We start from the raw sequence: 23,113 nt of genomic DNA, 5'->3' as shown, positions 1-23,113 counted from the left end.
AAGCCCAAGGGCCCAGTCCCAGCTGATTATGAAGCAAACTCAAACCGGAAAACGGCGCCATCGCAATGCCACCACCACCCCGGAAATGCGCCGCTTTATCCAGGAGTCGGAGCTCAATGTCAGTCAACTGGCACGGTTACTGAATATCAGTGAAGCAACCGTTCGCAAGTGGCGTAAACGCGAGTCGACCCAGGATCAATCCCATACCCCGCATCATCTGAATACTACCCTGAGCGATATTCAGGAATATGTGGTTGTCGGACTGCGTTGGCAGCTCAAGCTGCCGCTGGACAGGCTGTTGCAAGTCACCCAAGAGTTTATCAATCCCCATGTTTCGCGCTCCGGGCTGGCCCGCTGTCTGAAACGCCACGGCGCGTCCCGGCTCGACAATATTGATGCTGCGCACTCGCTGCCGCCGAAACACTTCAATAAGCTGCCGGTCTACAGCGGCAGCAAGATGCAAACCTACACCCTCAACAGCCAAACGCTCGCCGATGCGTTGATGCTGCCCAGTACCGATGAACACACTGTGGTTCAGGTCGAAGCCATGAGTATTCCCATTGGCCAACAGACCCATTCGGTACTCATAGGGATGGATCCCGTCAGCGGCTGGGTCTATGTCGACATCTATCAGGATGACGACACCCACGCCGCCGACCGCTACATAGCCTACGTCCTCAAGCGTGCCCCGTTTGCACTGCGCCGCTTGCTGGTACGCAACTATCATATTTTCCAATCCAGGTTTCCCGCTGCCGCCAAGGCAGGGCGCAAACCCAGGCCGCAACTTGCAGCCACCAATGGAGATGCTCAATGAGCCAAGCACAAGCCTCTCAGATAGACAAACGCCTCAACAAAAGGCTGAAAGACACGCCGATTGCCATAGTCGGCATGGCGAGCCTGTTTGCCGGCAGTCGTTATCTGAACCAGTTTTGGGATCTGATCTGCGACAAGATAGATGCCATCACCCAAGTGCCCGCCGACCGCTGGCAAGTGGCAGACTATTTTGACCCCGACAAGAAAGCCGCCGACAAGAGTTACTGCAAGCGCGGCGGCTTTATCCCGGAAGTGGATTTCAACCCCATGGAGTTTGGTCTGCCGCCTAATATCCTCGAACTGACCGACACCTCACAGCTGCTGTCGCTGGTGGTAGCCAAAGAGGTGTTGGAGGATGCAGGTATCCATGAAGGCTCGGACTATGACCGCGACCGCATCGGTATCACCTTGGGGATTGGCGGTGGCCAGAAGATCAGCCAAAGCCTCAATGCCAGGCTGCAATACCCTGTGCTGAAAAAGGTGTTTCGCGAGAGTGGCGTCAGTGAGCAGGACAGCGAAATGCTGATCCGCAAATTCCAGGACCAATATATACACTGGGAGGAAAACTCCTTTCCTGGGTCACTCGGCAATGTTATCGCCGGTCGGATTGCCAACCGTTTCGATCTCGGCGGCATGAACTGTGTGGTCGACGCCGCCTGTGCCGGCTCGCTGGCGGCAATGCGGATGGCGCTCACCGAGCTGACCGAAGGCCGCAGCGATATGATGCTCACCGGAGGCGTCTGCACCGACAACTCTGCCTATATGTACATGAGCTTCTCCAAGACCCCGGCCTTTACCAGCGACGAGCAGATAAAGCCGTTCGACGCCGACTCCCGCGGCATGATGATAGGCGAAGGCATAGGCATGGTGGCGCTGAAACGCCTGGAGGATGCCGAGCGCGACGGTGACCGCATCTATGCGGTGATCAAGGGGGTTGGCGCCTCCAGCGACGGTAAGTTCAAGAGCATTTACGCGCCGCGCCCCGAAGGCCAGGCCAAGGCGCTGCAGCGGGCCTATGATGATGCCGGGTTCCCGCCCCATACTCTGGGCCTGATGGAAGCCCACGGCACAGGTACGGCCGCCGGTGATGTGGCCGAATTCAGCGGCCTCAACGCCGTAATGAGCCAGGATAATCCTGAACTGCAACATATCGCCCTGGGTTCAATCAAGTCACAGGTGGGCCATACCAAGTCGACCGCCGGCACCGCCGGGGTGATCAAGGCGGCATTGGCGCTGCATCACAAGGTGTTGCCGCCCACCATCAATGTGAAGCAGCCCAACCCCAAGATGGCAGTGGAGCAATCGCCCTTCTATCTCAACACTCAAACCCGCCCCTGGATGCCAAGAACCGACGGTACGCCAAGGCGCGCCGCCGTCAGCTCCTTTGGCTTTGGTGGCACCAACTTCCACCTGGTATTGGAAGAGCACAGCCCCGAATTACCCAAGCACCCCTCGCGCCTGAGACGCACGCCTTTGCCGCTGCTGTTTTGCGCACCAGACAAACCTACGCTGGAGCAAGAGATAAGCGCTCTGCTCAAGACGCTGGAGTCAGATGCCCATGACGACCTTGAAACCCTGTGCGCGCCCTATCGCCTCGGCAGCCAGACACAGGTACAAGGCCCCAGGCTGGGACTGCTTGCCTGCGACACCATAGAGCTGCAGCAAAAGCTGCAACAGGCCTTGAACAAGCTGCAAAGCACTGCGGAAGAACAGCCGCAAACCCGTTGGCAACAACAGGGAATCGAGTACCGCAGTGGGCCTTTGACTGAGGCCTTGACCGCCGCCCTGTTTGCCGGTCAAGGCAGTCAGTATCTACAGATGGGCTCTGGGCTAACCCAGCTCTATCCCGAGCTTCGCGCCGAATTTGCCGCCGCCGACCGTGAGTTTTCCCGCCAGGGCATAGCCGACAAGTACGGCATGGGCCCCTTGTCGGCGCGGGTATTCCCGATAGCCAAATTCACGCCCCAGGCCAGCAAAGAGGATGAACTGGCACTGGCCAATACCCGCTTTGCCCAAAGCGCCATCGGCGCCCTCGGCATGGGGCAGTTTACTCTGCTTTGTCAGGCCGGATTCCAGGCGGATATGCTGGCCGGTCACAGCTTTGGTGAGCTGTCGGCGCTGCGCGCCGCTGGTGCCTTGAGCCGTGAGAGCTATTACGCGCTGGCCTTCGCCCGAGGCGATGCCATGGCCAGCGTCCCCGAGGATAAAGACCCGGGCGCCATGAGCGCCGTTATCCTGCCTTCAGCCGCTGAGCGCAATACTCTCGAGCAGCTGCTGCAGACTGAACCCGAGGTGCAGATAGCCAATATCAACAGCCCGGTTCAGCTTGTGATTGCCGGCGCGAGTGAAGCTGTGGCCCGGCTCAACCTCAAACTGAACGAGGCAGGTTTACGCGCCATAGCGCTGCCGGTATCCGGTGCCTTCCACACTCCGCTGGTGGCCCATGCGCAGCAACCCTTTGCCGAGGCGATTGCCCACCAGGGCTTGAGCGATGCGAAAACGCCTCTGTATGTCAATGCCACAGGTGACAAGCTGGCACAGGATGCCGAAAGCCTCAGAGCCAACCTGGAGCAACATATGCTCAAGCAGGTGCGCTTCAGTGAGCAGATAGAGAGCATGTACCGGGACGGCGCCAGAATATTTGTCGAGTTTGGCCCGAAAAACACCCTGGCCAGGTTGGCACAAGCCACCTTGGGCGATCGCGCCGCCGAATGCCTGTTCCTGTCGCTGGACAGCCCAAGCTGTATCGATTCCCTGGCCGCCGACACTGAGCTGAAGCAAGCCCTGCTCAGCCTGGCATTGGCGGGCCTACCTCTGACAGATCCCGATGCCTATCGCGCCGTACAAACCCAGGCCAAACACAAGGCCTCACCGATGACTATCAAGCTCGGTGCCAGTAACTATATCAGCCCGTCGACCGCCCAGAAGATGGCGGCCTCACTCAAAGAGGGCCGGGTCAGTCAACAGACAAAAATAGTCGAGAAAGTCGTGGAAAAAATCGTCGAGATCCCAGTAGCGGCCGCAAGCCAGAACCCGAGTCAACCGAGCCAAGCTACAGCGCCACAAGCTGCAAACGGCCTCCCAGCAAACAGCGGCAGCGGATTACAGCAGTTTTTCAGCGCCCAGCAACAGTTGGCCGAGCTGCATCAGCAGTTTCTGAATATCCCATTGCAATATGGCAACAGTGTGCAGCAACTGCTCGCAGAGCAAGTAAAACTGGCGACGGCCGGCAAAGCGATTCCTGACAGCCTCAATCAGACCCTGGCCATGTTCCACCAGCACCAGGCCGAGACGTTAAAGATCCACAACGACTTTATTCAGTCGCAAAATCTCGGTGCCCAGCAGTTGTTGCAACAACTTCAGGGCGGCGCTGTGTTGCCACATTCTGTGTTGACCAATGCTGTGTTGACCAAGATAGAGCAGGCCCAAGCAGTACCAGTGTCAGAGCCTATGCCCGCCCAGGCTGCAGCGCCTGTAACTCATGCCGCAGCGCCAGTCAAAGCAGCAAGCTCGCCACAGCAACCCAGCCAAGTGCTACAGAGTCGGCCTCAAGCTCAAGCCCCAGCCCCAGCAGTAGCCGTAACCACTGCCAAGCCAAGCACAGGTGTCGAAGAGCTGATGCTGCAAGTGGTGGCAGATAAGACAGGCTACCCCACGGAAATGCTCGAGCTGGGGATGGATATGGAAGCCGATCTCGGTATCGACTCCATCAAGCGGGTGGAAATTCTCGGTACAGTGCAGGATGCCTTGCCTGAGCTGCCACAATTGGATGCCGCCACCTTGAGTGAATGCCGCACTCTGGGACAGATCGTCGATTATCTGCAGCAAAGCGCCGGTGTGGATTCCAGTGTGCAACCCGAGCCAATTCAGCCGAGCCCAGCCCTGTCAAACACGGCTCAATCAAACACAGCTAGTGATGTGACGGCACTGATGCTGCAGGTGGTGGCCGACAAGACAGGCTACTCCACGGAAATGCTCGAGCTGGGGATGGATATGGAGGCCGATCTCGGTATCGATTCCATCAAGCGGGTGGAAATTCTCGGCACAGTGCAGGATGCCTTGCCTGAGCTGCCACAGTTGGACGCCGCCACCCTAAGCGAATGCCGCACCCTGGGGCAGATTGTCGACTATCTGCAGCAAAGCGCCGGAGTGAACACCAGTGTTCAGCCACCCCGGGCTCAATCAAATGCAGCTCAATCAAACACTGCTCATGCAAATCAGAATGATGTCACGGCACTGATGCTGCAAGTGGTGGCCGACAAGACCGGCTACCCGACCGAAATGCTCGAGCTGGGGATGGATATGGAAGCCGATCTTGGTATCGATTCCATCAAACGGGTGGAGATCTTGGGCACAGTACAAGATGAATTGCCTGAGCTGCCGCCGCTGGACGCCGCCACCTTGAGTGAATGCCGCACCCTGGGGCAAATTGTCGACTATCTGCAGCAAAGCGCCGGAGTGAATTCAAGCGTTCAGCCAAGCCCAATTCAATCAAACACTGCTAGTGATGTGACGGCACTGATGCTGCAGGTAGTGGCCGACAAGACCGGCTACCCGGCCGAAATGCTCGAGCTGGGGATGGATATGGAGGCCGATCTTGGTATCGATTCCATCAAGCGGGTGGAGATACTCGGCACAGTGCAGGACCAATTGCCTGAGCTGCCACAATTGGATGCCGCAACCTTGAGTGAATGCCGCACCCTGGGGCAGATAGTCGATTATCTGCAGCAAAGCGCCGGAGTGGATTCAAGCGCGCAGCCTGAGCCAGTTTCAAATCAGAGTGATGTCACGGCAATCATGCTGCAGGTAGTGGCTGAGAAGACCGGCTACCCGGCCGAAATGCTTGAACTGGGGATGGATATGGAGGCCGATCTCGGTATCGATTCCATCAAGCGGGTGGAGATTCTCGGCACAGTGCAGGACCAATTGCCAGAGCTGCCACAGCTGGACGCCGCAAGCTTAAGCGAATGCCGCACCTTGGGACAGATCATAGATTGTTTTGCCGGTTCAAACGCTGAGCATGCCGCCGAGCTGCTAACCCAAACCGATGAGATGCCAAACACTCAGCCGAGTGTGGCCTTGCCGCCCCATTCGGGAGTCAGCCTAAAAAAGCTGCCGGCGGCAGATAGATTCTCAGGCGCAAGCGCCGAGGCTCTGTTTGCCGCGAACAGCTGTGCGCTGCTGCTCGATGACGGCCACAACGCCGGTGTCCTGGCCAAGAAACTGACCGACAGTGGCATCAGTGTCACTCTGGTGCGCCCGGCGGCAACCGATTCGCAATCGGCGCTGGATAGCAAACTGCCAATCCTGACTCTGGCCAGCAATGATGATGCCGGAGTCGAGGCGCTCATCGCCGGGCTCGAACAGCAAGTGGCCATCTATATCCATCTGCAGCCACAACTGCCGCGGGAACAACTCGAAGAGTTGATGCCGCTCAACATCACGGCCAAGACTCAGGTACAACTGAGCTTCCTGTTCGCCAAGCATTTGAGTCCAGCCTGGCAAACGCCGACAAAAGGCCGCCGCGCCTTTATCACTGTGGCGCGTATGGATGGTCAGCTGGGTTTCAGCGGTCAGCCCTGTGAATTGAATCAAAGCGCCCTGTTTGGCTTAACCAAGACCCTGGCGCAGGAGTGGCCTCAGGTGCATTGCCGCGCGTTGGATCTTGCTCCTGAGCTTGATGCCTCGGCGCTGGCCTCGCAAGTCATGGATGCGCTCTACAGCCCGAGCCAGGATCCGTTGGAGTGGGGCAAAAGCGCCGCCGGCAGAGTGACCTTGGTAGCGACTTCGGCCGATGACAAGAATGCTGCCGATACAAGCCTGGCGCCATGCAGGCTCGATAGTTCAGATAAAATACTGGTGACCGGGGGCGCAAAAGGCGTCACCCTGGACTGTGCCCTGGCGCTGGCCCGCCAAAGTGGCAGTCACTTTATTCTCGCCGGTCGCAGCAAGGCCTTGGCATTGGAAGCATTCCCCGATTGGGCCAAGGGGCTTGAGAGCGGTCAGCTAAAAGCAGCCGCAATCACCGCGCTATTGGCCAAGGGGCAAAAGCCCTCGCCCAAGGAAGTGGAAGCCCTGATAAAACCTCTGGTCAACGCGCTTGAGATACACGCAGCGCTCAAGCGCTTTGAGGCCATAGGTGCCAGCGCCGAATACCTGAGCCTGGATGTCAGTAACCCGGATGCGGTCGCGTCCACACTGGCGCCCATTCAAGCATTGGCGCCTATCAGCGGGCTGATTCACGGCGCCGGGGTGTTGGCCGATAAACACATCGCCGACAAGACCCTCGCCGAACTCGAATTGGTTACAGGCACCAAGGTTGGCGGCCTCTCCGCCTTGCTCAGAGCCTTGGCGCCAAACAAAAAGGCCGCCGAGCACTTAAAACTGTTGGCGCTGTTTTCCTCCGCCGCCGGTTTCTACGGCAACACAGGCCAGAGCGACTACGCCATGGCCAATGAAATTCTCAATAAAACCGCTCATCGGCTGCATCATGAGTTGCCGACCACCCGAGTGATCAGTTTCAACTGGGGCCCCTGGGATGGCGGCATGGTCAATGCGGCGCTGAAACAGATGTTTGAGTCCCGCGGCGTCTATGTGATCCCAAGAGAAGCCGGTGCCAAGCTGTTTGCCGAGGCGATTCTGGCCCGCTCGGAGCCGCAGCTGTTGATTGGCTCCAGCATGCAAGGCCCGGGGGGTAAACAAGGCCTGAACCACACAGATGCGCCAGAGGCCCAAGCTAGCCCGCAAACCCTGAGTCGCAGCATCAAGCGCCAGGAGCTGGCGCTGCTGGAAGATCACTGCATTGGCGGCAATCCGGTATGGCCGACTGTCTGCGCACTCCAGTGGATGCTGCAAAGTGCCCAGAGCCTCTTTGGCGGCGATTGGCGCGCCGTGGACTATAAGCTGCTCAAAGGCGTGGTGTTTGACAGTGATGAAAAGCGATTGCAGCTCAACCTGACTCTGGGAACCGACGGCGAGCTGCAGGCGAGCATCAGCTGTGATGAGCGGCCTCAGTATCAGGCGACCCTGCTGCCTTTAATGCAGCAACCGTTAATGCAGCAGCCCGCCAGCCAGCCACTGGCACATGTTTCTATGCCCGAAACAGGTGAAAGTGGGCCCGAGATCGGCGAAGGTGAGCTCCAAGTGCGTCAAGGCAGTGAGCTTTATCACAGCGGCGCCCTGTTCCATGGCCCGCAGCTGCAGGCTATTACTGAGGTGCTGCAGTTTGACGACCAAGGGCTTAGCTGCCGATACCGGCTACCGGATGCCGCATCGAGCGAAGATCGCGCCCTGATCCAGCAAGACGCACTGCTGCAGGCCATGTTGATCTGGGCCCGGCTAAAATACGATGCCGCCAGCCTGCCTTCCTCACTGGCGGCGCTCTGGCAAAACGCCCTGCTGCCTGAAAATGACACCGGCCTTATTCGCCTGCAGGTGACCAAGCACTCCAGCCGTCAGCTCAGCGCCGATCTGGCCCTGTTCAACGCCGAGGGCCAGCTGCAAACCGGGCTGGAAAATGCCAAGGTCACCATTAGCAAGGGGCTCAATGCCGCCTTTGAACCAGCCAAGGCCGCCACAGGTAATAGAGAAAGGCCTTGAGCAAAGCGATAGGCCCTATGCCTCACATTGGAGTAAAGCCAGCTGAGTCTGCGGCCGAAAAGCCGCTGCGGCTGGCGCTGTGCCTGGTCGAAGAGGAGCAAAGCCTGGCGCCCAAGCTTAGGGCTGCCTTGCGCACTATCGCGTTTGATAGCAATCAGGTTCCCGACTGGCCTTGGCTGGTGGCCGAGGTCAAGGCCGGGGCAAGCCTGAGCCTGGTGCTGCCATCAAAGCAGCGGCTATTGCTGCTAAGCGCAGTCGATGCGGCGCAAGCAAGACTGCATCCCCAAGCCTTGCTGCAGGCCTTAAGCCATGGCGCTCACAAGCCGCAGCAGCTTCTTAAGCAGGCCTGGCAGCAGGCAAAACGCCCGGAGGTGGAGGAAAGGGACACTCTGTTTCTGGAGCAACCGCTGACGCTTGAGCCGTTATGCCTGCAACTGGAGGCATTTGCCAAACGGCGCCAGGTACAGAAAATGGCGGGGTTGCCTTTTCAAGGCAAGTCTCTGGCGCTGGCCAGTAACTCCCCGGCTATGGCGCTGATCCTCAGCCAAGGCACAGCCTTGAGCGGCTCTTATGATAAAACAGCCTTGAGCAGTTCTTATGATAAAACAGCCTTGAGCGGCTCTTGCGATGAAGCAGCCTTGAGCGGCTTGGCTTCTGGAAAAGAATCAACCTCTGTCCTTTGCCCCCAAGGAGCGCCCTGGCTTTTACCGCTGACCTTGATTGCCAGCCCAAAGACTCTGCTCAGTGAGGCGCAAACTGCGCTGCAGCAGGCCCAAAGTCGCCTGAGCCAATCGATGAGCACTCATGCTCTGGCGCGCTGGCTGACGGATGAATTAAAAAACCTGGAGCAGAGCTTTTCAGACACAGCACCCGAGGGCGGCGAATACTATTCGCTGGTGCTTATTGGCCGAGATGCCACCGAGCTTATTGCCGAGAGCGAATTGCTCCTGGGTCAGCTTCAAAAAATAACGTCTTTGGCCGAACTGCCAGAGCTTGAGCTTATTACGCCAAATGGCAGCGTTTTTTGCGCCAAGCCACTTGGCCCTGCTCGCCTCTGCTTTGTCTATCCGGGTGTCGGCACGGCTTACCATGGCATGCTCGGCGCCTTAAAACAGGCCTTTCCCAAGAGTTATGCCGATTTTGAGGCCGCAGCAACAGCCGAAAATGTCGCCCTATCCACCCTGCTGCCAACAGCCTTGAGCGATGCTTCTAATGAAACAGCCTTGAGCGATATTTCTTATACATCAGCCTTGAGCGATGCTTCCAAAGAAACAACCTTGAGCGATAAAGGAGAGGCCGCACCCAGTCCGGCGCCAACAATGACACTCGCCGAGCAGGCCGTTGCCGGGGTCGGCGCCAGTGTGCTGCTGACGCAGATACTGCGGCGTGAGTTCAAGCTCCGCCCAGCCTTTGCCATCGGCTACTCCATGGGCGAAGCGGCCATGTTTGCCGCCAATGGCGTCTGGGACAAGCCTTTTGCTTTGGTTAAACCTACGCTGGAAAGCCGGATTTTCTCGGAGCAGATCTCGGGCGCGCTCACAGCCGTGCGCCAGGAGTGGCAACTCGATGCCAGAGATGCCATCTGCTGGAACAGTTTTCTGCTGCGCATTGATGCCGACAGCATCACGCCATTATTGCAAAACCCGGCTTACTCGCGGGTCTACCTCGCCATACGTCAGGGGCCTAGCTGCGTGCTGGCCGGGGATGAGGCTCAGTGCCGGGCACTGATAAAGTCCCTTGGCAAACGCGGCGTTGCCGCCAACCGGGTCACCGCCATGCACACACCGGCGGCCCTGCGTGTAAAGCCCGAATTGACCGCCTTTTATGACAGGCCACTCTCGGGCGAGCTTGAACAGCCGCAGCCCGTCTATATCAGCGCCGGCAGCGAGCTACCGCTCAAACCTGCCAGGCTTGAGCGCAAGCCGATAGCCGAGACCATAGCGACTTGTTTCAGTCAGCCACTCAATGTGGAGTCGCTGCTGCAACGGGCCCGAAAACATGGCGCGCAACTGTTTCTGGAGGTCGGCGCCGACAGCCAAACCAGCAGCATTATCCAGGCGATGGCCGGAAAACAGCTCTCCAGCGATATCAAGGCCTTTGGCTGCGATCGCAAGCATAGCGGCGCCGCCGACAACAAAGCATTACTCAAGGCCCTGGCTCGACTCATCAGCCACAGGGTCCCACTGGCCACAGCGGCACTGTATCCACAGCTTGCCCGGCCCGATAACTTAGTGACGTGAGAAAGTGAGAACAGAGTGACAAGTAAACAAGCCGAGCCCATTGCCATAGTTGGCATGGCCGCCCGCTTCCCGGGCTGTGAGGATCTGGACGCCTTCTGGCAACTGCTCAGCGAAGGCCGGGATGCCATCAGCTCCCTGAATGACAGCCAATTGGGCGCCAGTGTCAGCGATTATCAAGGCGCAAAAGGCCAAAGCGACCGTTTCTATTGTGATCAGGGCGGTTATATTCGCCAGCTAAACTTCTCGCCCGAGGGCTATGCCAGATCAGCGGATGAAATGGCAACGGGTGCCCAAACCTGGGATCAGCACCTGTTGTGGGCACTCGATTGCGCCCGCAAGGCCCTGCAAAGCGCCGGGCTAACCCCAGCGCAAAACGCTTCCGACTTGGCGCGCTGCGGCGCCGTGATGGGCACGCTTTCGTTCCCGACCCGAGCTTCCAACAAGGCCTTTTTGCCGCTGTATCATCACAGTGTCGATACTGCGCTGCGACGGCGTTTCCCCGGCATGCCGCCATTGGCGTCAGCCATAGATGCGGGAACGGCGGCAGATGCAGGCATTCGCCATTGGGATACGGATATCGCCGCCCAGGGCTCTGAACTGCTGTGCGATTGCCTGGGCCTTGGCGGCCCCAGCCTGAGCCTGGATGCCGCCTGCGCCAGCTCAGTCTATGCATTGCGCCTGGCCTGCGACTATCTCAGTAACCACAGCGCAGATGTGATGTTGGCCGGTGCCGTCAGCGGTGCCGATCCCTTCTTTATCCATATGGGCTTTTCCATTTTCCAGGCCTTCCCCGAGTCGGGCCAAAGCGCCCCGCTGGATAACCATTCCGGCGGCCTGTTTGCCGGTGAAGGCTGCGGCGTATTGGTGCTCAAGCGCCTGAGCGATGCCCAAAGGGATGGCGATACCATTCACGGCATAATCAGAGGCACAGGGCTTTCCAACGATGGTCGCGGCCAGTTTGTCTTAAGCCCCGCCAGCAAGGGCCAGGTACTGGCGTTTGAACGGGCCGCTGAGGCGGCAAATATCGCGCCATCCCAGGTGGAGGTGATTGAGTGCCACGCCACGGGCACGCCTCTGGGTGACAAGGTGGAACTCAGTTCCATGGAGCAGTTTTTCGGCCCTCGTCTGGAAGGCAGCGCCGCGCCTAAAATCGGCTCGGTCAAGTCCAACCTCAGCCACTTGCTGACCGCTTCCGGTATGGCCGGCATCATCAAGTTACTGCTGTCGATGAAACACAAGCTGTTACCTGCTTCGGTGAGAATATCGGCGCCACTGAGCTCGCCCAACGGCGTGTTTGGCGAGCACAATATAGTGCGCAGCGCCATCCCCTGGCCGACCAAAGCGGGCAATACAGGCCCGGTTGCCGGGGTGTCTGTGTTCGGATTCGGAGGCTGTAACGCCCACTTGCTGCTCACAGGGCCCGATGCTGCCAAAGAGCTTATTCCGGCCAAACCTTCGCCGGGAACGGCTACAAACCAGGGCGCTGACTACCTGGCGATTGAGGGCGCCGCCGCGCATTTCGGCGCCGCCGACTCGCTCGAGACGCTTGCCAAGCTGATAGCCAAAGGGCAAACGGCCACCAGAGCCCTGCCCCCCAAACGCTGGAAAGGTCTGGAGCGAAACCGCTCTTTGCTCTCCAGCATGGGGCTTGAACAGGCTCCCAATGGCGGCTACATAGACAAGTTTGAACTGGATTTTCTCAAATTCCGCCTGCCGCCACATCCGGGAGATAGACTGGTGGCGCAGCAATTACTGCTGCTCAAGGTGGCCGATGATGCGATTCGCGATGCCCATCTGCCCATGGGTGGCCGGGTGGCTGTATTGGTCGCCATGGAAACCGAGCTTGAGCTGCATCAGTTCCGCGGCCGGGTCAATCTGCACAGCCAGATTAGCCAGAGCCTTAACGATGCCGGCATCAACCTAAGCCAAGATGAGTATCTCGAACTCGAGCGTTTGGCGATGGACAGCGTACTGCCCAGCGCCAGCCTCAATCAATACACCAGCTACATAGGCAACATCATGGCCTCCCGGGTCGCCTCCCAATGGGATTTCAACGGCCCGGCTTTCAGTATTTCGGCCGCCGAGCTGTCGGTTCCCCGGGCGTTGGAGGTGGCCGCCAATCTCTGCCGCACCGAGGCGTTGGACGCCGTAGTGGTGGCCGCGGTGGATCTCGCCGGCAGTGCCGAGCGGGTATTGTACTCGGGTAAGCGTCTGCAGCAGCTTGGACTGTTACCGGGTGAAGGGGCCGGTGCCTTGGTGCTGACGCCGTCAGTTGCCCATCAAAGCGGCCGCTACGGCGCCCTGACAGAGCTGAGCTTCAAGCCGTTTTCATCAGTGGAATTAACAACTACAGAGCCTCTCTCTACGGCAGACTCAAGAGAGCAAGCATTTTGCCGGAACGCACAGCCCGAGATAGATGAACACAGCCCCAGCATCAAGGCTTTTCGTCGTCTCGCGGCCACCAGCCACAGCGCCGTCTCGCGTATGGGTCACAGCTTTGCCGCCGCCGGGATGGCCAGTTTGCTGCACTCGCTGCTGCGCCTGACCCAGGATAGGGATAAAGATTCCCACACCCTGCTGATAGATGGCGAGCGCCGCTGCGCCGCGGTTAATTTGCAACAGTCGGCGGAGCAAAAGGCGCGCCTGCAACAGGCGCTCCGCACGCAGAATAAAAAGAACCGTCAAGAGAATAGTCAAGGGGCCAGTGAAAAGCCCAGTCCAAAGATAGCCGACGCAAATGTCCGCCAGCTGTGGCAAACCATCACCCTTGGCGGTGACGCCATAGAGCAGCATATCGCCACCGCCGAGCTTAAACACGAGACCGGCATTCGCCAAAAGCTTGCCCAGGCAAAGAACACTCAAGCCCAGGCAGCGCCTGCAATGCACACCAGCAGCCAACAAGTTAACAGTGAACTGACTAAGGAACTCACTCCGGTGAACAATCAGCACGCCCCATCAGCTCTCAGACAATCCGTGCCCGGCGATAAAACTGCGGCCGCTACCCATAGAGCCGCTACAGAAGCGCACCTGCAGGCACTGGCAGATAATCAACGGCTGGCACGTGAAGCGCACCTGGCCTTTCTCAAGAGCCGTGAAACCGGACTGGCACTGGCCAGCGCCCTCTTGGGCGCCGGGACTGCGGCCGAAAACCGCTTAAGCGCTGAGAATATCGGTTCAGAAGACAAGCGCTCGGCAGCCCAAAACTCCGCCTCAGTAGCGCCTTTGCCAGCGCGCACGCACAATGACTCAGTCCAAACGGCTGCTGAAGCTATTGCCAAAACCATTACCCCAAAAGCGACATCCCAAGTGCCCAAGGACAAACCCTGCATCTGGAATTATCAGGATCTGGTGCAATACGCCGAGGGCGACATAGCGCCGGTATTCGGCCCCGAGTATGCCGTGATTGACAGCTACCGCCGCCGGGTGCGACTGCCCACCACAGATTATCTGCTGGTCTCCAGGGTGACTAAACTCAATGCCCGTCTTGGCGAATACAAGCCGAGCACCATGACCACGGAGTATGATATTCCCGTGGACGCCCCCTATCTGGTCGATGGCCAGATCCCCTGGGCGGTGGCCGTGGAGTCGGGCCAGTGCGACTTGATGCTGATAAGCTATCTCGGCATAGATCTGGAGAACAAGGGCGAGCGGGTCTACCGTTTGCTCGACTGTACCCTCACCTTCCTCGGCGATCTGCCCCGTGGCGGTGATACCCTGAGATACGACATCTCCATCAATCACTTCGCCCGCAACGGTGATACCCTGCTGTTTTTCTTCTCCTACGAGTGTTTTGTCGGCGAGCGTCTGATCCTCAAGATGGACAACGGCTGCGCCGGTTTCTTCACCGATGCCGAGCTGGCCGATGGCAAGGGAGTCATCCGCACCGAAGAGGAGAGCAAGGCCCGCAACCTGGCGATGGCGAACAAGCGCCAATTCCAGCCCTTGATCCACTGTAAACAACAGATATTTGATTATCAGCGGATGAGGCAACTGTTGAGCGGTGATATCGGCGCCTGCTTTGGCCCTTCACATGACTTGGGTTACCGCCAAGCCTCGCTGTGTTTTGCCTCGGAAAAGTTCCTGATGATCGAAGAGGTCAGCAGAGTCGAACCAAGCGGCGGCGCCTGGGGCCTGGGCCTGGTTGAAGGACACAAGCGACTGGAACCGGATCACTGGTATTTCCCCTGTCATTTCAAGGACGATCAGGTGATGGCTGGCTCCTTGATGGCCGAGGGCTGCGGTCAGTTGCTGCAGTTCTATATGCTCTATCTTGGCCTGCACAAACACACCCGCAATGGCCGCTTCCAACCACTGGAAAGTGCGCCGCAGAAGGTGCGTTGCCGCGGACAGGTACAGCCGCAATCCAATCGTCTCACCTATCGAATGGAAGTCACCGAAATAGGACTGATACCCAGCCCCTGGGCCAAGGCCAATATTGAGATCTTGCTCGACGGCAAGGTGGTGGTGGACTTCCAGGATCTGGGCGTCATGCTCAAAGAAGATGAAGACTGTCACAGGTATGCCGATGACAGCAACCAGGAGCACAGCAGAAAGCCGCAACACCCTGCCGCCTCGGCAAGTGATGCTAACAAGGCACTGAACGCCGGGCGCCAGGCATCCATCAATGCTCCCTTGATGAGCCAGGAAAGCTGCCCGGACTCTCAGCCCATTCACGGCGTGATCCCGGTCAGACATGTTCCGGCCCCAGTAACGCCGGACTACCCGAATCGCAGGCCCGATACTGCGCCCTTTACCCCCTGGCACATGTTCGAGTTCGCCACCGGCGATATTGAGAACTGCTTCGGCCCCGACTTTGCCGCCTACCGCGGACTTATCCCACCGCGCACCCCTTGCGGCGATCTGCAGCTCACCACCAGGGTGACACAGGTGATTGGCCAGCGCGGCGATTTCAAGTCTCCGGCCTCCTGTATCGGCGAATATGAAGTGCCGCCCAAGGCTTGGTACTTCAGTGAAAACAGTCACCCGGCGCATATGCCCTACTCGATTTTGATGGAGATAGCGCTGCAGCCCAACGGTTTTATTTCCGGCTATATGGGCACCACCTTGGGCTATGGCGACACAGAGCTTTTCTTCCGTAACCTCGACGGTAAAGGCACACTGCTGCGCCGACTTGACCTGCGTGGCAAGACTATCAGCAACGACTCGCGTCTGCTGAGCACTGTCAAGGCGGGCACCAACATCATCCAGAGTTTCAGCTTTGTGCTCAGCGCCGATGGTGAACCCTTCTATGAAGGCGAGGCAGTATTTGGTTACTTCAAGGCCGAGGCGCTGAAAAACCAGTTGGGGCTGGATAACGGCAAGGTGACCGAGCCCTGGGATAAACAGCAGGGGCTTGAGGCCGATGTAAGCTATGATCTTCGCGCTGCCGATTGCGCTCTCTATCATGGTTCTTGGAAGCAAAAACACCTGCGCCTGCCGGGCGGTCGACTCAACTTTGTCGATTCTATCCGCATCTGCCGCCAAGGCGGCCATTCCAACTTGGGCTACATCTATGGCGAGCGCAAAATCGATGCCGCTGACTGGTTCTTCCGCTTCCATTTCCATCAGGACCCTGTGATGCCGGGCTCGCTCGGAGTGGAAGCCATGCTGGAACTCTTGAGTGCCTTTGCTCTGGACGCCGGGCTTGGAAGCCAATTCAGTAACCCAAGATTCGCCCATTGCCTGAGTCAGGTACAGTGGAAATACCGCGGTCAGATCAATCCCCTGAACCGGCAGATGTCGCTGGAGCTGCATATCACAGCCATAGAAGATACGCCGGACAGAGTCACACTGACAGCCGATGCCTGGCTCGCCAAAGATGGCCTGCGAATTTATGAAATAAAAGATCTGGCTCTGGCCATTGAAGAAGCCTGAGCCCTCAGGCAAAGACAACCGAACAGATAATGAGAGCAACAAGATGACAAGCTTCAATTGGCCCTGGGCCCTGAACCCAAATAGTGATGATGTCTTTGCGGCCACGGATAACTGTGCCGGCAACGTAATCAAGGCGCTGGATAAGCCGCTGTTTGTCGCCAGACAAACCAAAGGGGAAATCCTGTTTGCCAATCAGGCGCAGCTTGCCGAGGCGAGTGCTAGCGGCAATACACTGCCGATTTGTGCCATGGTGCCGCCACTCAGCGCAGCAGCGCTCGGCGATCCGGCCTTTGCCGCCTGCCACAAAGTCAAGTACGCCTATTATGCCGGCGCCATGGCCAACGGTATCGCCTCCGAAGATCTGGTGATTGCCCTCGGCAAGGCCGGCATTCTCTGCTCATTCGGCGCCGCCGGTCTGGTGCCCGCCCGAGTGGAAGCCGCCATCAGCCGAATTCAGGCGGCTCTGCCAAGCGGCCCCTACGCCTTTAACCTGATCCACAGCCCCAGCGAACCGGCACTCGAACAAGGCGCGGTCGAGCTCTACCTCAAACACCGGGTGCGTACAGTCGAAGCCTCGGCCTTTCTGGCGCTGACCCCTCACATAGTAAGATATCGGGTGGCCGGACTGAGCCGGGACAGTGACGGCAACACCCTAATCGCCAACAAGGTGATAGCCAAGGTGAGCCGCACCGAAGTTGCCGCCCACTTTATGGCGCCGCCGCCGGAGAAAATCCTCCAGCAACTGCTGAGTCAGGGATGGATTACTGAACTGCAGGCCGAACTTGCCAGGCAGGTGCCCATGGCCGACGACATTACCGCCGAGGCCGACTCCGGCGGCCATACCGACAATCGTCCTCTGGTTACCCTGCTGCCCACCATTATCGCCTTGCGGGATCAAATGCAGGAAAAATACGCCTACCAAGAACCTATCCGGGTTGGAGCGGGTGGCGGCATAGGCACGCCGGATGCCGCTTTGGCGGCCTTCAATATGGGCGCCGCCTTTATTGTTACCGGCTCTATCAATCAGGCCTGTATCGAAGCCGGTGCCAGCGAGCACAGCCGTAAGCTATTGGCGACAGTGGAAATGGCCGATGTCACCATGGCGCCGGCCGCAGATATGTTTGAGATGGGCGTCAAGCTGCAAGTGGTAAAACGCGGCACCCTATTCCCCATGCGAGCCAATAAGCTTTACGAAATCTACAGCCGCTACGACTCGATAGAGGCCATTCCGGCCGATGAGCGCCAAAAGCTGGAAACTCAGGTATTTCGCGCCAATCTGGATGAAATCTGGCAAGGTACGGTTGCCCACTTTATGGCGCGGGATCCTGAACAAATTCGCCGCGCGGAGGGCAATCCAAAGCGCAAGATGGCGCTCATTTTCCGCTGGTATCTGGGGCTATCGAGCCGCTGGTCCAATACAGGGGAAAGCGGTCGGGAGATGGATTACCAGATCTGGGCCGGGCCGGCACTGGGCGCCTTCAACGCCTGGGCCAAGGATAGCTATCTGGATGATTACCGTCAGCGCCGTGCCGTGGACTTGGCACTGCAACTGCTCGTAGGCGCCGCCTATCAAAACCGGGTCAACCAGTTGCGAAGCCAGGGCATAGTCCTACCATCCAGCCTGGGCCATTATCGGCCGCTGAAATCGCTGGACTGAGCAGGATTACGGCTCATCAAAAAAGGTCTTATAGGCCTTTTACCATGCACCGCAAACGGGCACTCTGCCTGTTTGCGGTGCGATTCAAATAACACCACTCAATTTTGGGCCTGTAGCCAGTTTGTCATATCGGCCCACCCGCACTGCGTCCAACTTCAATTCCATGTCTAAAATGACCATCTTTGCAAAGATGGCATAAGCATTGCCGCGTTTGCTGCTTGGTCAATAGCGCCAAGCCACTAATTATAGCGAGCCATAGCCATGAGCTGTAACAACGAGCCATAGCAACGAGCCTTAGCAAAGACCAACACCATGAATATCATGCCCAAAGAAGATTCAATGCAGATCAGAGCCGATGATTTAAGCCACCCGGCGGTTTTGCAACTGCTTGCAGAGCACCTGCAAGAGATGCAGGCCACATCGCCGCCCGAGAGCGTGCATGCCCTCGACCTCAGCGGCCTGAAACAAACGGATATCCACTTCTTCACCCTTTGGGTAACAGAAATACCCGCCGCCTGCGGCGCCATCAAACTTCTTGGCAACGCCGAGGCCGAGCTTAAATCCATGCGCACAGCTGCAAGTTTCCGCCACCGCGGGTACGCCAGAGCCATGCTCAGACACCTGCTGCATCATGCCGCAGGCCTGGGTGTCCAAAGGCTTTACCTGGAAACTGGCACTATGGCCTATTTCGCCCCGGCCCGAGCCTTGTACGCGAGTGAAGGCTTTAGCTTCTGTGCCCCCTTCGCCGACTATCAACAAGACCCCAATAGCTGCTTTATGAGCTTAAAGCTGGCAGCGCTGTAGGTCATGCATGGATGCACTTGCATAAAGGCTATGCAACTCTATCCCTTAAATCGCTAACCTACTTGGCCTGGGTTTCCGTCGAAACGGCAATCCATCACCTGCTTTGTGAATAGCTGGACTGCTTAAAAGTCCACAGTAGTTAGCCGCAAGGCTGATGACTCTGGGGGATAAGCTGCAGATGCAGCTCGCCATCTTCGGTAAGCCCCAAGGATTGCCAGCCGAGATGGCGATAGAAGCCTTCGGCGCGGGTACCCGGCTCGGTACTGAGTTGCAGCTTGCTACAGCCACCGGCGTGGAGCCAGTCAACAGCTTGCTGTAACAGAGCCTTACCTATGCCCTTTCCTTCCGCCTCTTGAGCGATAAAAAGCGCCCAAATTCTGGCATCATCACGGTCGGCGCAGCTAAAGCCCAGCAGTTGGGTGTCAGTCTCGGCAACCCAGCTTCGCCGCCGGCCGCTCAGGTAACCGAGATAACAGGCATGAGTGATCCGCCCGGGATCCAGCAGGCGATTTTCGCTCACATTCAACCTCAGTGACATCATGGCGGGGATATCGCTCAACCTGGCGGTGCGTATGTTTATGCTCATGCTCGCGCTTGCGGCTAAAAAGACTCTCTTCATAGTGCTCAAAATAGCGCCAATTCAGGATGACAGTCCAGTTCATGTTAGCTTCAGTCAGCGACAGAGACGTTCTTCCTTGAGCATTGCATACCAGACAAGCAAGATAAACGAGGAATCGCGACTTTCTTTCAACCCCATCAGCTGCAACTGTATGCGCCCCAAAGCCAGCGCCAGACAACAGGGACAGCAATTGTAAGATGCCTGAATATGCGCTAGGTTTATTCAGTTAATTCAGCCAGATAAATCTGGCAAACGTCAGTACACAAGGATGGTCGCCATGAACGAACAACGCCCCGACTTTATCTACCCTCCCGGCTCAGTGCTTATGCACTCTCCTCTGGTGTTAACCCAGGCCGATATGTACGGCTTTTTCCTCAAGGGCAAGCTTGCCAATTTACAACAGAGTGTCGATCAAACCCTGAACCGGGTCGCCAACAACAAGATATATTTCAAGGTGTTGTCCCCTTATGTACTGACAACTTTCACTCAAATCGCCAAGGCTTATTCCAGTGTCGAGGTGGATCGCAACAAGGGGTGGATCCAGGAAACCGATATCATCACCTGGGTGATGGTGGGCAAACAGGCCGGTGCGGATTCCGGCGAAATCAGCGAAATTCTGTTTCATCCGCTGCATATCTGGGTCAATGATGCGATGGCATTGATCAATGGCCGCGAGCTGTTTGGTTATCCCAAATACGCCTGCGAATACCGGATGCCTGGCGTAGATGAGCCGCTGACAGAACTGTCGTTGTCGGCCAAGAGTTTTCAAAAATTTTCCCCGGATGCCGAACTGGCAATGGCACCACTGCTCCAGGTTAAGTGCAAACCGCAGCAGGAGAATGCCCTCTCGCCACTGGAAGCCATAGGCCAAACCTGGGACTTTATTCAGGCCCAAACCGACTTTATTCCCGATCTGGATGCTCTTGGAGCCGAGCAGGTATTCGAACTGCTGTTCAAACCGGCGGTGGAGCAAGTTTTCCTGAAGCAGTTCCCCGACGCTTCCGGCACCAAGGCGGTATATCAGGCGCTGCTGCAGGCGCCCGCCAAAGTCAACAAGGTGCATCATCTGTCGCTGCTGGATAACTCCCTGGTGGCCACCGTCTTTGCCAACGACAGCTTCCCGCTGGCCGACACCCTGGGGGTACAACTCGGCGAGCAGCAGGTGTTGCTGCCCTACCATGTGAACTTTGACTTTGAGGTGCCGCCGGGCGAAGTGTTGGTGGATAACTCTATAGTCAAAAAAGAGAAAATTGCCATTCTCGGTGGAGGCGTTGCCGCCATTACCGCGGCCATGTGCCTGACCGAACAACCCGGCTGGCAAAACCGGTACCAGATAGATATCTATCAACAGGGCTGGCGCATTGGTGGCAAGGGAGCCTCCGGGCGCAATGCCGCCATGGGGAATCGTATCGAAGAGCATGGGCTGCATATTTGGTTTGGTTTCTACCAAAATGCCGCCGCTCTGATGCGCAAAGCCTATGAAGAACTGGGGCGAGCGGATGACGCGCCGCTGGCCAGCTTTGTCGAAGCCTTCAAGCCCCATAACTTCATTGTGCTGCAGGAGCAGATAGAAGGTCGCAGCCTGAGCTGGCCCATAGAGTTCCCGCCCATGCCGGGTATCCCCGGCGACAGTACAGAAACCCTGACGCTGTGGAAATTGGTCAAGGCGGCCTTCTACTGGATCCGTCAATGGTTAAAACGGATGGATGAAGTCGATAAGGCCGTGGCCAAGGATAGCCCCAGAGACTGGTTCTCCCGCGACTGGTTTGAACGTCTGAACGATCGCATCGAAGAGGCGCTGGATGACGCCAAAGATAGCCTGGAAACCCTGGGGGACAAGCTGGAGTGCCGCTTCAACCAGCTGATAGGCCAGGAATGTGACGATCACCACCACGACACTGTCGAGGACGATGGCCTAATCGAGAGTGCCGTCGATATACTGCATCGGCGTCTCAAGCGCCGCTTTGGCGATCACTTGAGTGGCAATGACGAGCTCAGGCGCCTCTACATAGGTGCCGACCTCGGTCTGACCATACTCAAGGGGATGTTTGTCGATGGGGTATTCAAGGGCGGATTCGATGTTATCAACGGCTATGACTACCGCGAATGGCTGCGTCGCCATGGCGCCAGCGAGCGCTACACTGTCGATTCAGCACCGGTCAGGGGCTTCTACGATCTGGTGTTCGCCTACGAACAGGGCGATTTCTCCCGCCCCAATGTGGAAGCCGGCACCATAATCCGCTCCATGCTGCGAATTGCCCTCTGCTACCAAGGGGGCGTGATGTGGAAAATGCAGGCTGGCATGGGCGACACAGTATTCACCCCCTACTATGAAGTACTGAAACGCCGCGGAGTGAATTTTCACTTCTTCCACCAGGTACAACAGCTGCATTGTCAGGGGCAATCCGTCAGCAGCATAGAGATAATGGAGCAGGCCAGCCTCAAACCCGGACTCAGCGAGTATCAGCCGCTGGTGGATGTCAAAGGACTCGGCTGCTGGCCAAGCGAGCCTCTGCTATCACAACTGGATGAAACTCAAGCCAGATTAATTGCCGAAAACCGGGTCAACCTGGAACACTTCTGGAGTGATTGGCCGCAGCTGTACCAGCAAGAAACCGGCCACGCTCTGCCGGTGAAACAGCTGCGTAAGGGGGTGGATTTTGACAAGGTGATCTTCGGTCTATCCATAGGAGCCGTTCCTCATGTGGCTAAAGAGGTGATGACCCAAAGTCCGGCGCTATCTCAAGCTGTGGCCAAGGTGCAAACCGTGGCGACCCAGGCCTATCAGTTGTGGCTCAACACAGATCTCAACGGCCTTGGCTGGCAGCTTTTCCCGGCTTCCGGCGAAGAGCCTGTGCTGTCGGCCTTCAGCGAACCCTATGACACCTGGGCCAGTATGGATCAATTGATTGACAAAGAAAGCTGGCCGATAGGCCGCGTCAAAAATGCCAGTTACTTCTGCTCGGCGCTGCCGGTTGCCGAATATCCACCCAGAGAGCAGAGTGACTTTAACCAGCAAATGAATGCCGTGGCCAAATCCGGGGCTCTGGGGCAACTCGAGCATCAAATAGGCAATCTCTGGCCGGAAGCCCAAAATGGCTTTGTCTGGGATTGGCTGCACGACCCGGAGGAACGTCAAGGACAACAGCGCTTTGACAGTCAATACTGGCGTGCCAATGTCGACCCGTCCGAGCGGTATGTGTTGTCGGTGAAAGATAGCTCGCGTTTTCGCATCACCACAGACGGTACTGGGCTGGATAACCTCTATGTCACCGGCGATTGGATAAAAACAGGGCTGAATGTGGGCTGCGTCGAAGCCGCAACCATGGCGGGTATGCACACCTCCAAGGCTATCTGTGGCTATCCGCGCCATATCAAGGGTGAGGAAGACTTCTGATAGGCATCCAGGCGAGATTTAGCCGGTTCGACTCAGCTTTGGACTTGCTCCGGACTGAGCTGCTGACTTAGCGCCGGACTTAGCCCAGGAATTAGTCCCGAAATTAGCCC

General features: G+C 57.6%; 8 protein-coding genes. 7 read left to right on the top strand and 1 reads right to left on the bottom strand.

What is annotated here, in order from left to right; genetic code table 11:
- Window positions 1-28: 28 nt before the first annotated feature.
- The 6 genes from K5621_RS06170 (at window position 29) to K5621_RS06145 (ending at window position 18,987) form a co-directional block, all read left to right on the top strand.
- On the top strand, window positions 29-814 hold the full coding sequence (locus K5621_RS06170) for a helix-turn-helix domain-containing protein (RefSeq protein ID WP_039034214.1): 786 nt from the start codon (window positions 29-31) through the stop codon (window positions 812-814).
- Window positions 811-8,412 carry a type I polyketide synthase gene (locus K5621_RS06165; protein ID WP_221050714.1) on the top strand — a complete coding sequence of 2,534 codons (7,602 nt, stop codon included), beginning with the start codon at window positions 811-813 and terminating at the stop codon, window positions 8,410-8,412. Before K5621_RS06170 ends, K5621_RS06165 begins: the two co-directional genes overlap by 4 nt.
- Window positions 8,409-10,652 (top strand): PfaB family protein, encoded by a 2,244-nt coding sequence (locus tag K5621_RS06160; protein ID WP_221050713.1) that lies wholly within the window; start codon window positions 8,409-8,411, stop codon window positions 10,650-10,652. The genes K5621_RS06165 and K5621_RS06160 overlap by 4 nt, the downstream gene beginning before the upstream one ends.
- 15 nt (window positions 10,653-10,667) lie before the next feature.
- A complete protein-coding gene (locus K5621_RS06155) occupies window positions 10,668-16,526 on the top strand; it encodes a hotdog fold thioesterase (protein WP_280638584.1) in 5,859 nt (1,952 codons plus the stop codon).
- A gap of 43 nt (window positions 16,527-16,569) precedes the next feature.
- Window positions 16,570-18,183 carry a PfaD family polyunsaturated fatty acid/polyketide biosynthesis protein gene (locus K5621_RS06150; protein WP_221050712.1) on the top strand — a complete coding sequence of 538 codons (1,614 nt, stop codon included), beginning with the start codon at window positions 16,570-16,572 and terminating at the stop codon, window positions 18,181-18,183.
- A 339-nt stretch (window positions 18,184-18,522) separates the two neighbouring features.
- The gene (locus tag K5621_RS06145; protein WP_221050711.1) at window positions 18,523-18,987 is read left to right on the top strand and encodes a GNAT family N-acetyltransferase; all 465 of its coding nucleotides are present in this window, start codon (window positions 18,523-18,525) and stop codon (window positions 18,985-18,987) included.
- Between the two features lie 139 nt (window positions 18,988-19,126).
- On the opposite strand, the gene K5621_RS06140 is transcribed toward K5621_RS06145, so the two are convergent.
- On the bottom strand, window positions 19,127-19,573 hold the full coding sequence (locus K5621_RS06140) for a GNAT family N-acetyltransferase (RefSeq protein WP_221050710.1): 447 nt from the start codon (window positions 19,571-19,573) through the stop codon (window positions 19,127-19,129).
- A gap of 310 nt (window positions 19,574-19,883) precedes the next feature.
- On the opposite strand from K5621_RS06140, the gene K5621_RS06135 reads away from it, so the two are divergent.
- Window positions 19,884-23,003: an NAD(P)-binding protein gene (locus K5621_RS06135; RefSeq protein WP_221050709.1), complete on the top strand. Its 3,120-nt coding sequence runs from the start codon at window positions 19,884-19,886 to the stop codon at window positions 23,001-23,003.
- Window positions 23,004-23,113: the final 110 nt, after the last annotated feature.

The sequence above is a fragment of the Shewanella carassii genome (genome assembly GCF_019670705.1).
Classification (GTDB): domain Bacteria; phylum Pseudomonadota; class Gammaproteobacteria; order Enterobacterales; family Shewanellaceae; genus Shewanella; species Shewanella carassii.
Note: the sequence above shows the minus strand (reverse complement) of the source record. Positions and strands in the feature narration are given on the sequence as shown.

Bases quoted from the DNA above. Each gene is read 5' to 3' on its own strand.
- K5621_RS06150 (WP_221050712.1), top strand. From the start codon at position 16,570: ATGACAAGCTTCAATTGGCCCTGGGCCCTGAACCCAAATAGTGATGAT.
- K5621_RS06140 (WP_221050710.1), bottom strand. From the start codon at position 19,573: ATGAGCATAAACATACGCACCGCCAGGTTGAGCGATATCCCCGCCATG.
- K5621_RS06135 (WP_221050709.1), top strand. From the start codon at position 19,884: ATGAACGAACAACGCCCCGACTTTATCTACCCTCCCGGCTCAGTGCTT.
- K5621_RS06170 (WP_039034214.1), top strand. From the start codon at position 29: ATGAAGCAAACTCAAACCGGAAAACGGCGCCATCGCAATGCCACCACC.
- K5621_RS06165 (WP_221050714.1), top strand. From the start codon at position 811: ATGAGCCAAGCACAAGCCTCTCAGATAGACAAACGCCTCAACAAAAGG.
- K5621_RS06145 (WP_221050711.1), top strand. From the start codon at position 18,523: ATGCAGATCAGAGCCGATGATTTAAGCCACCCGGCGGTTTTGCAACTG.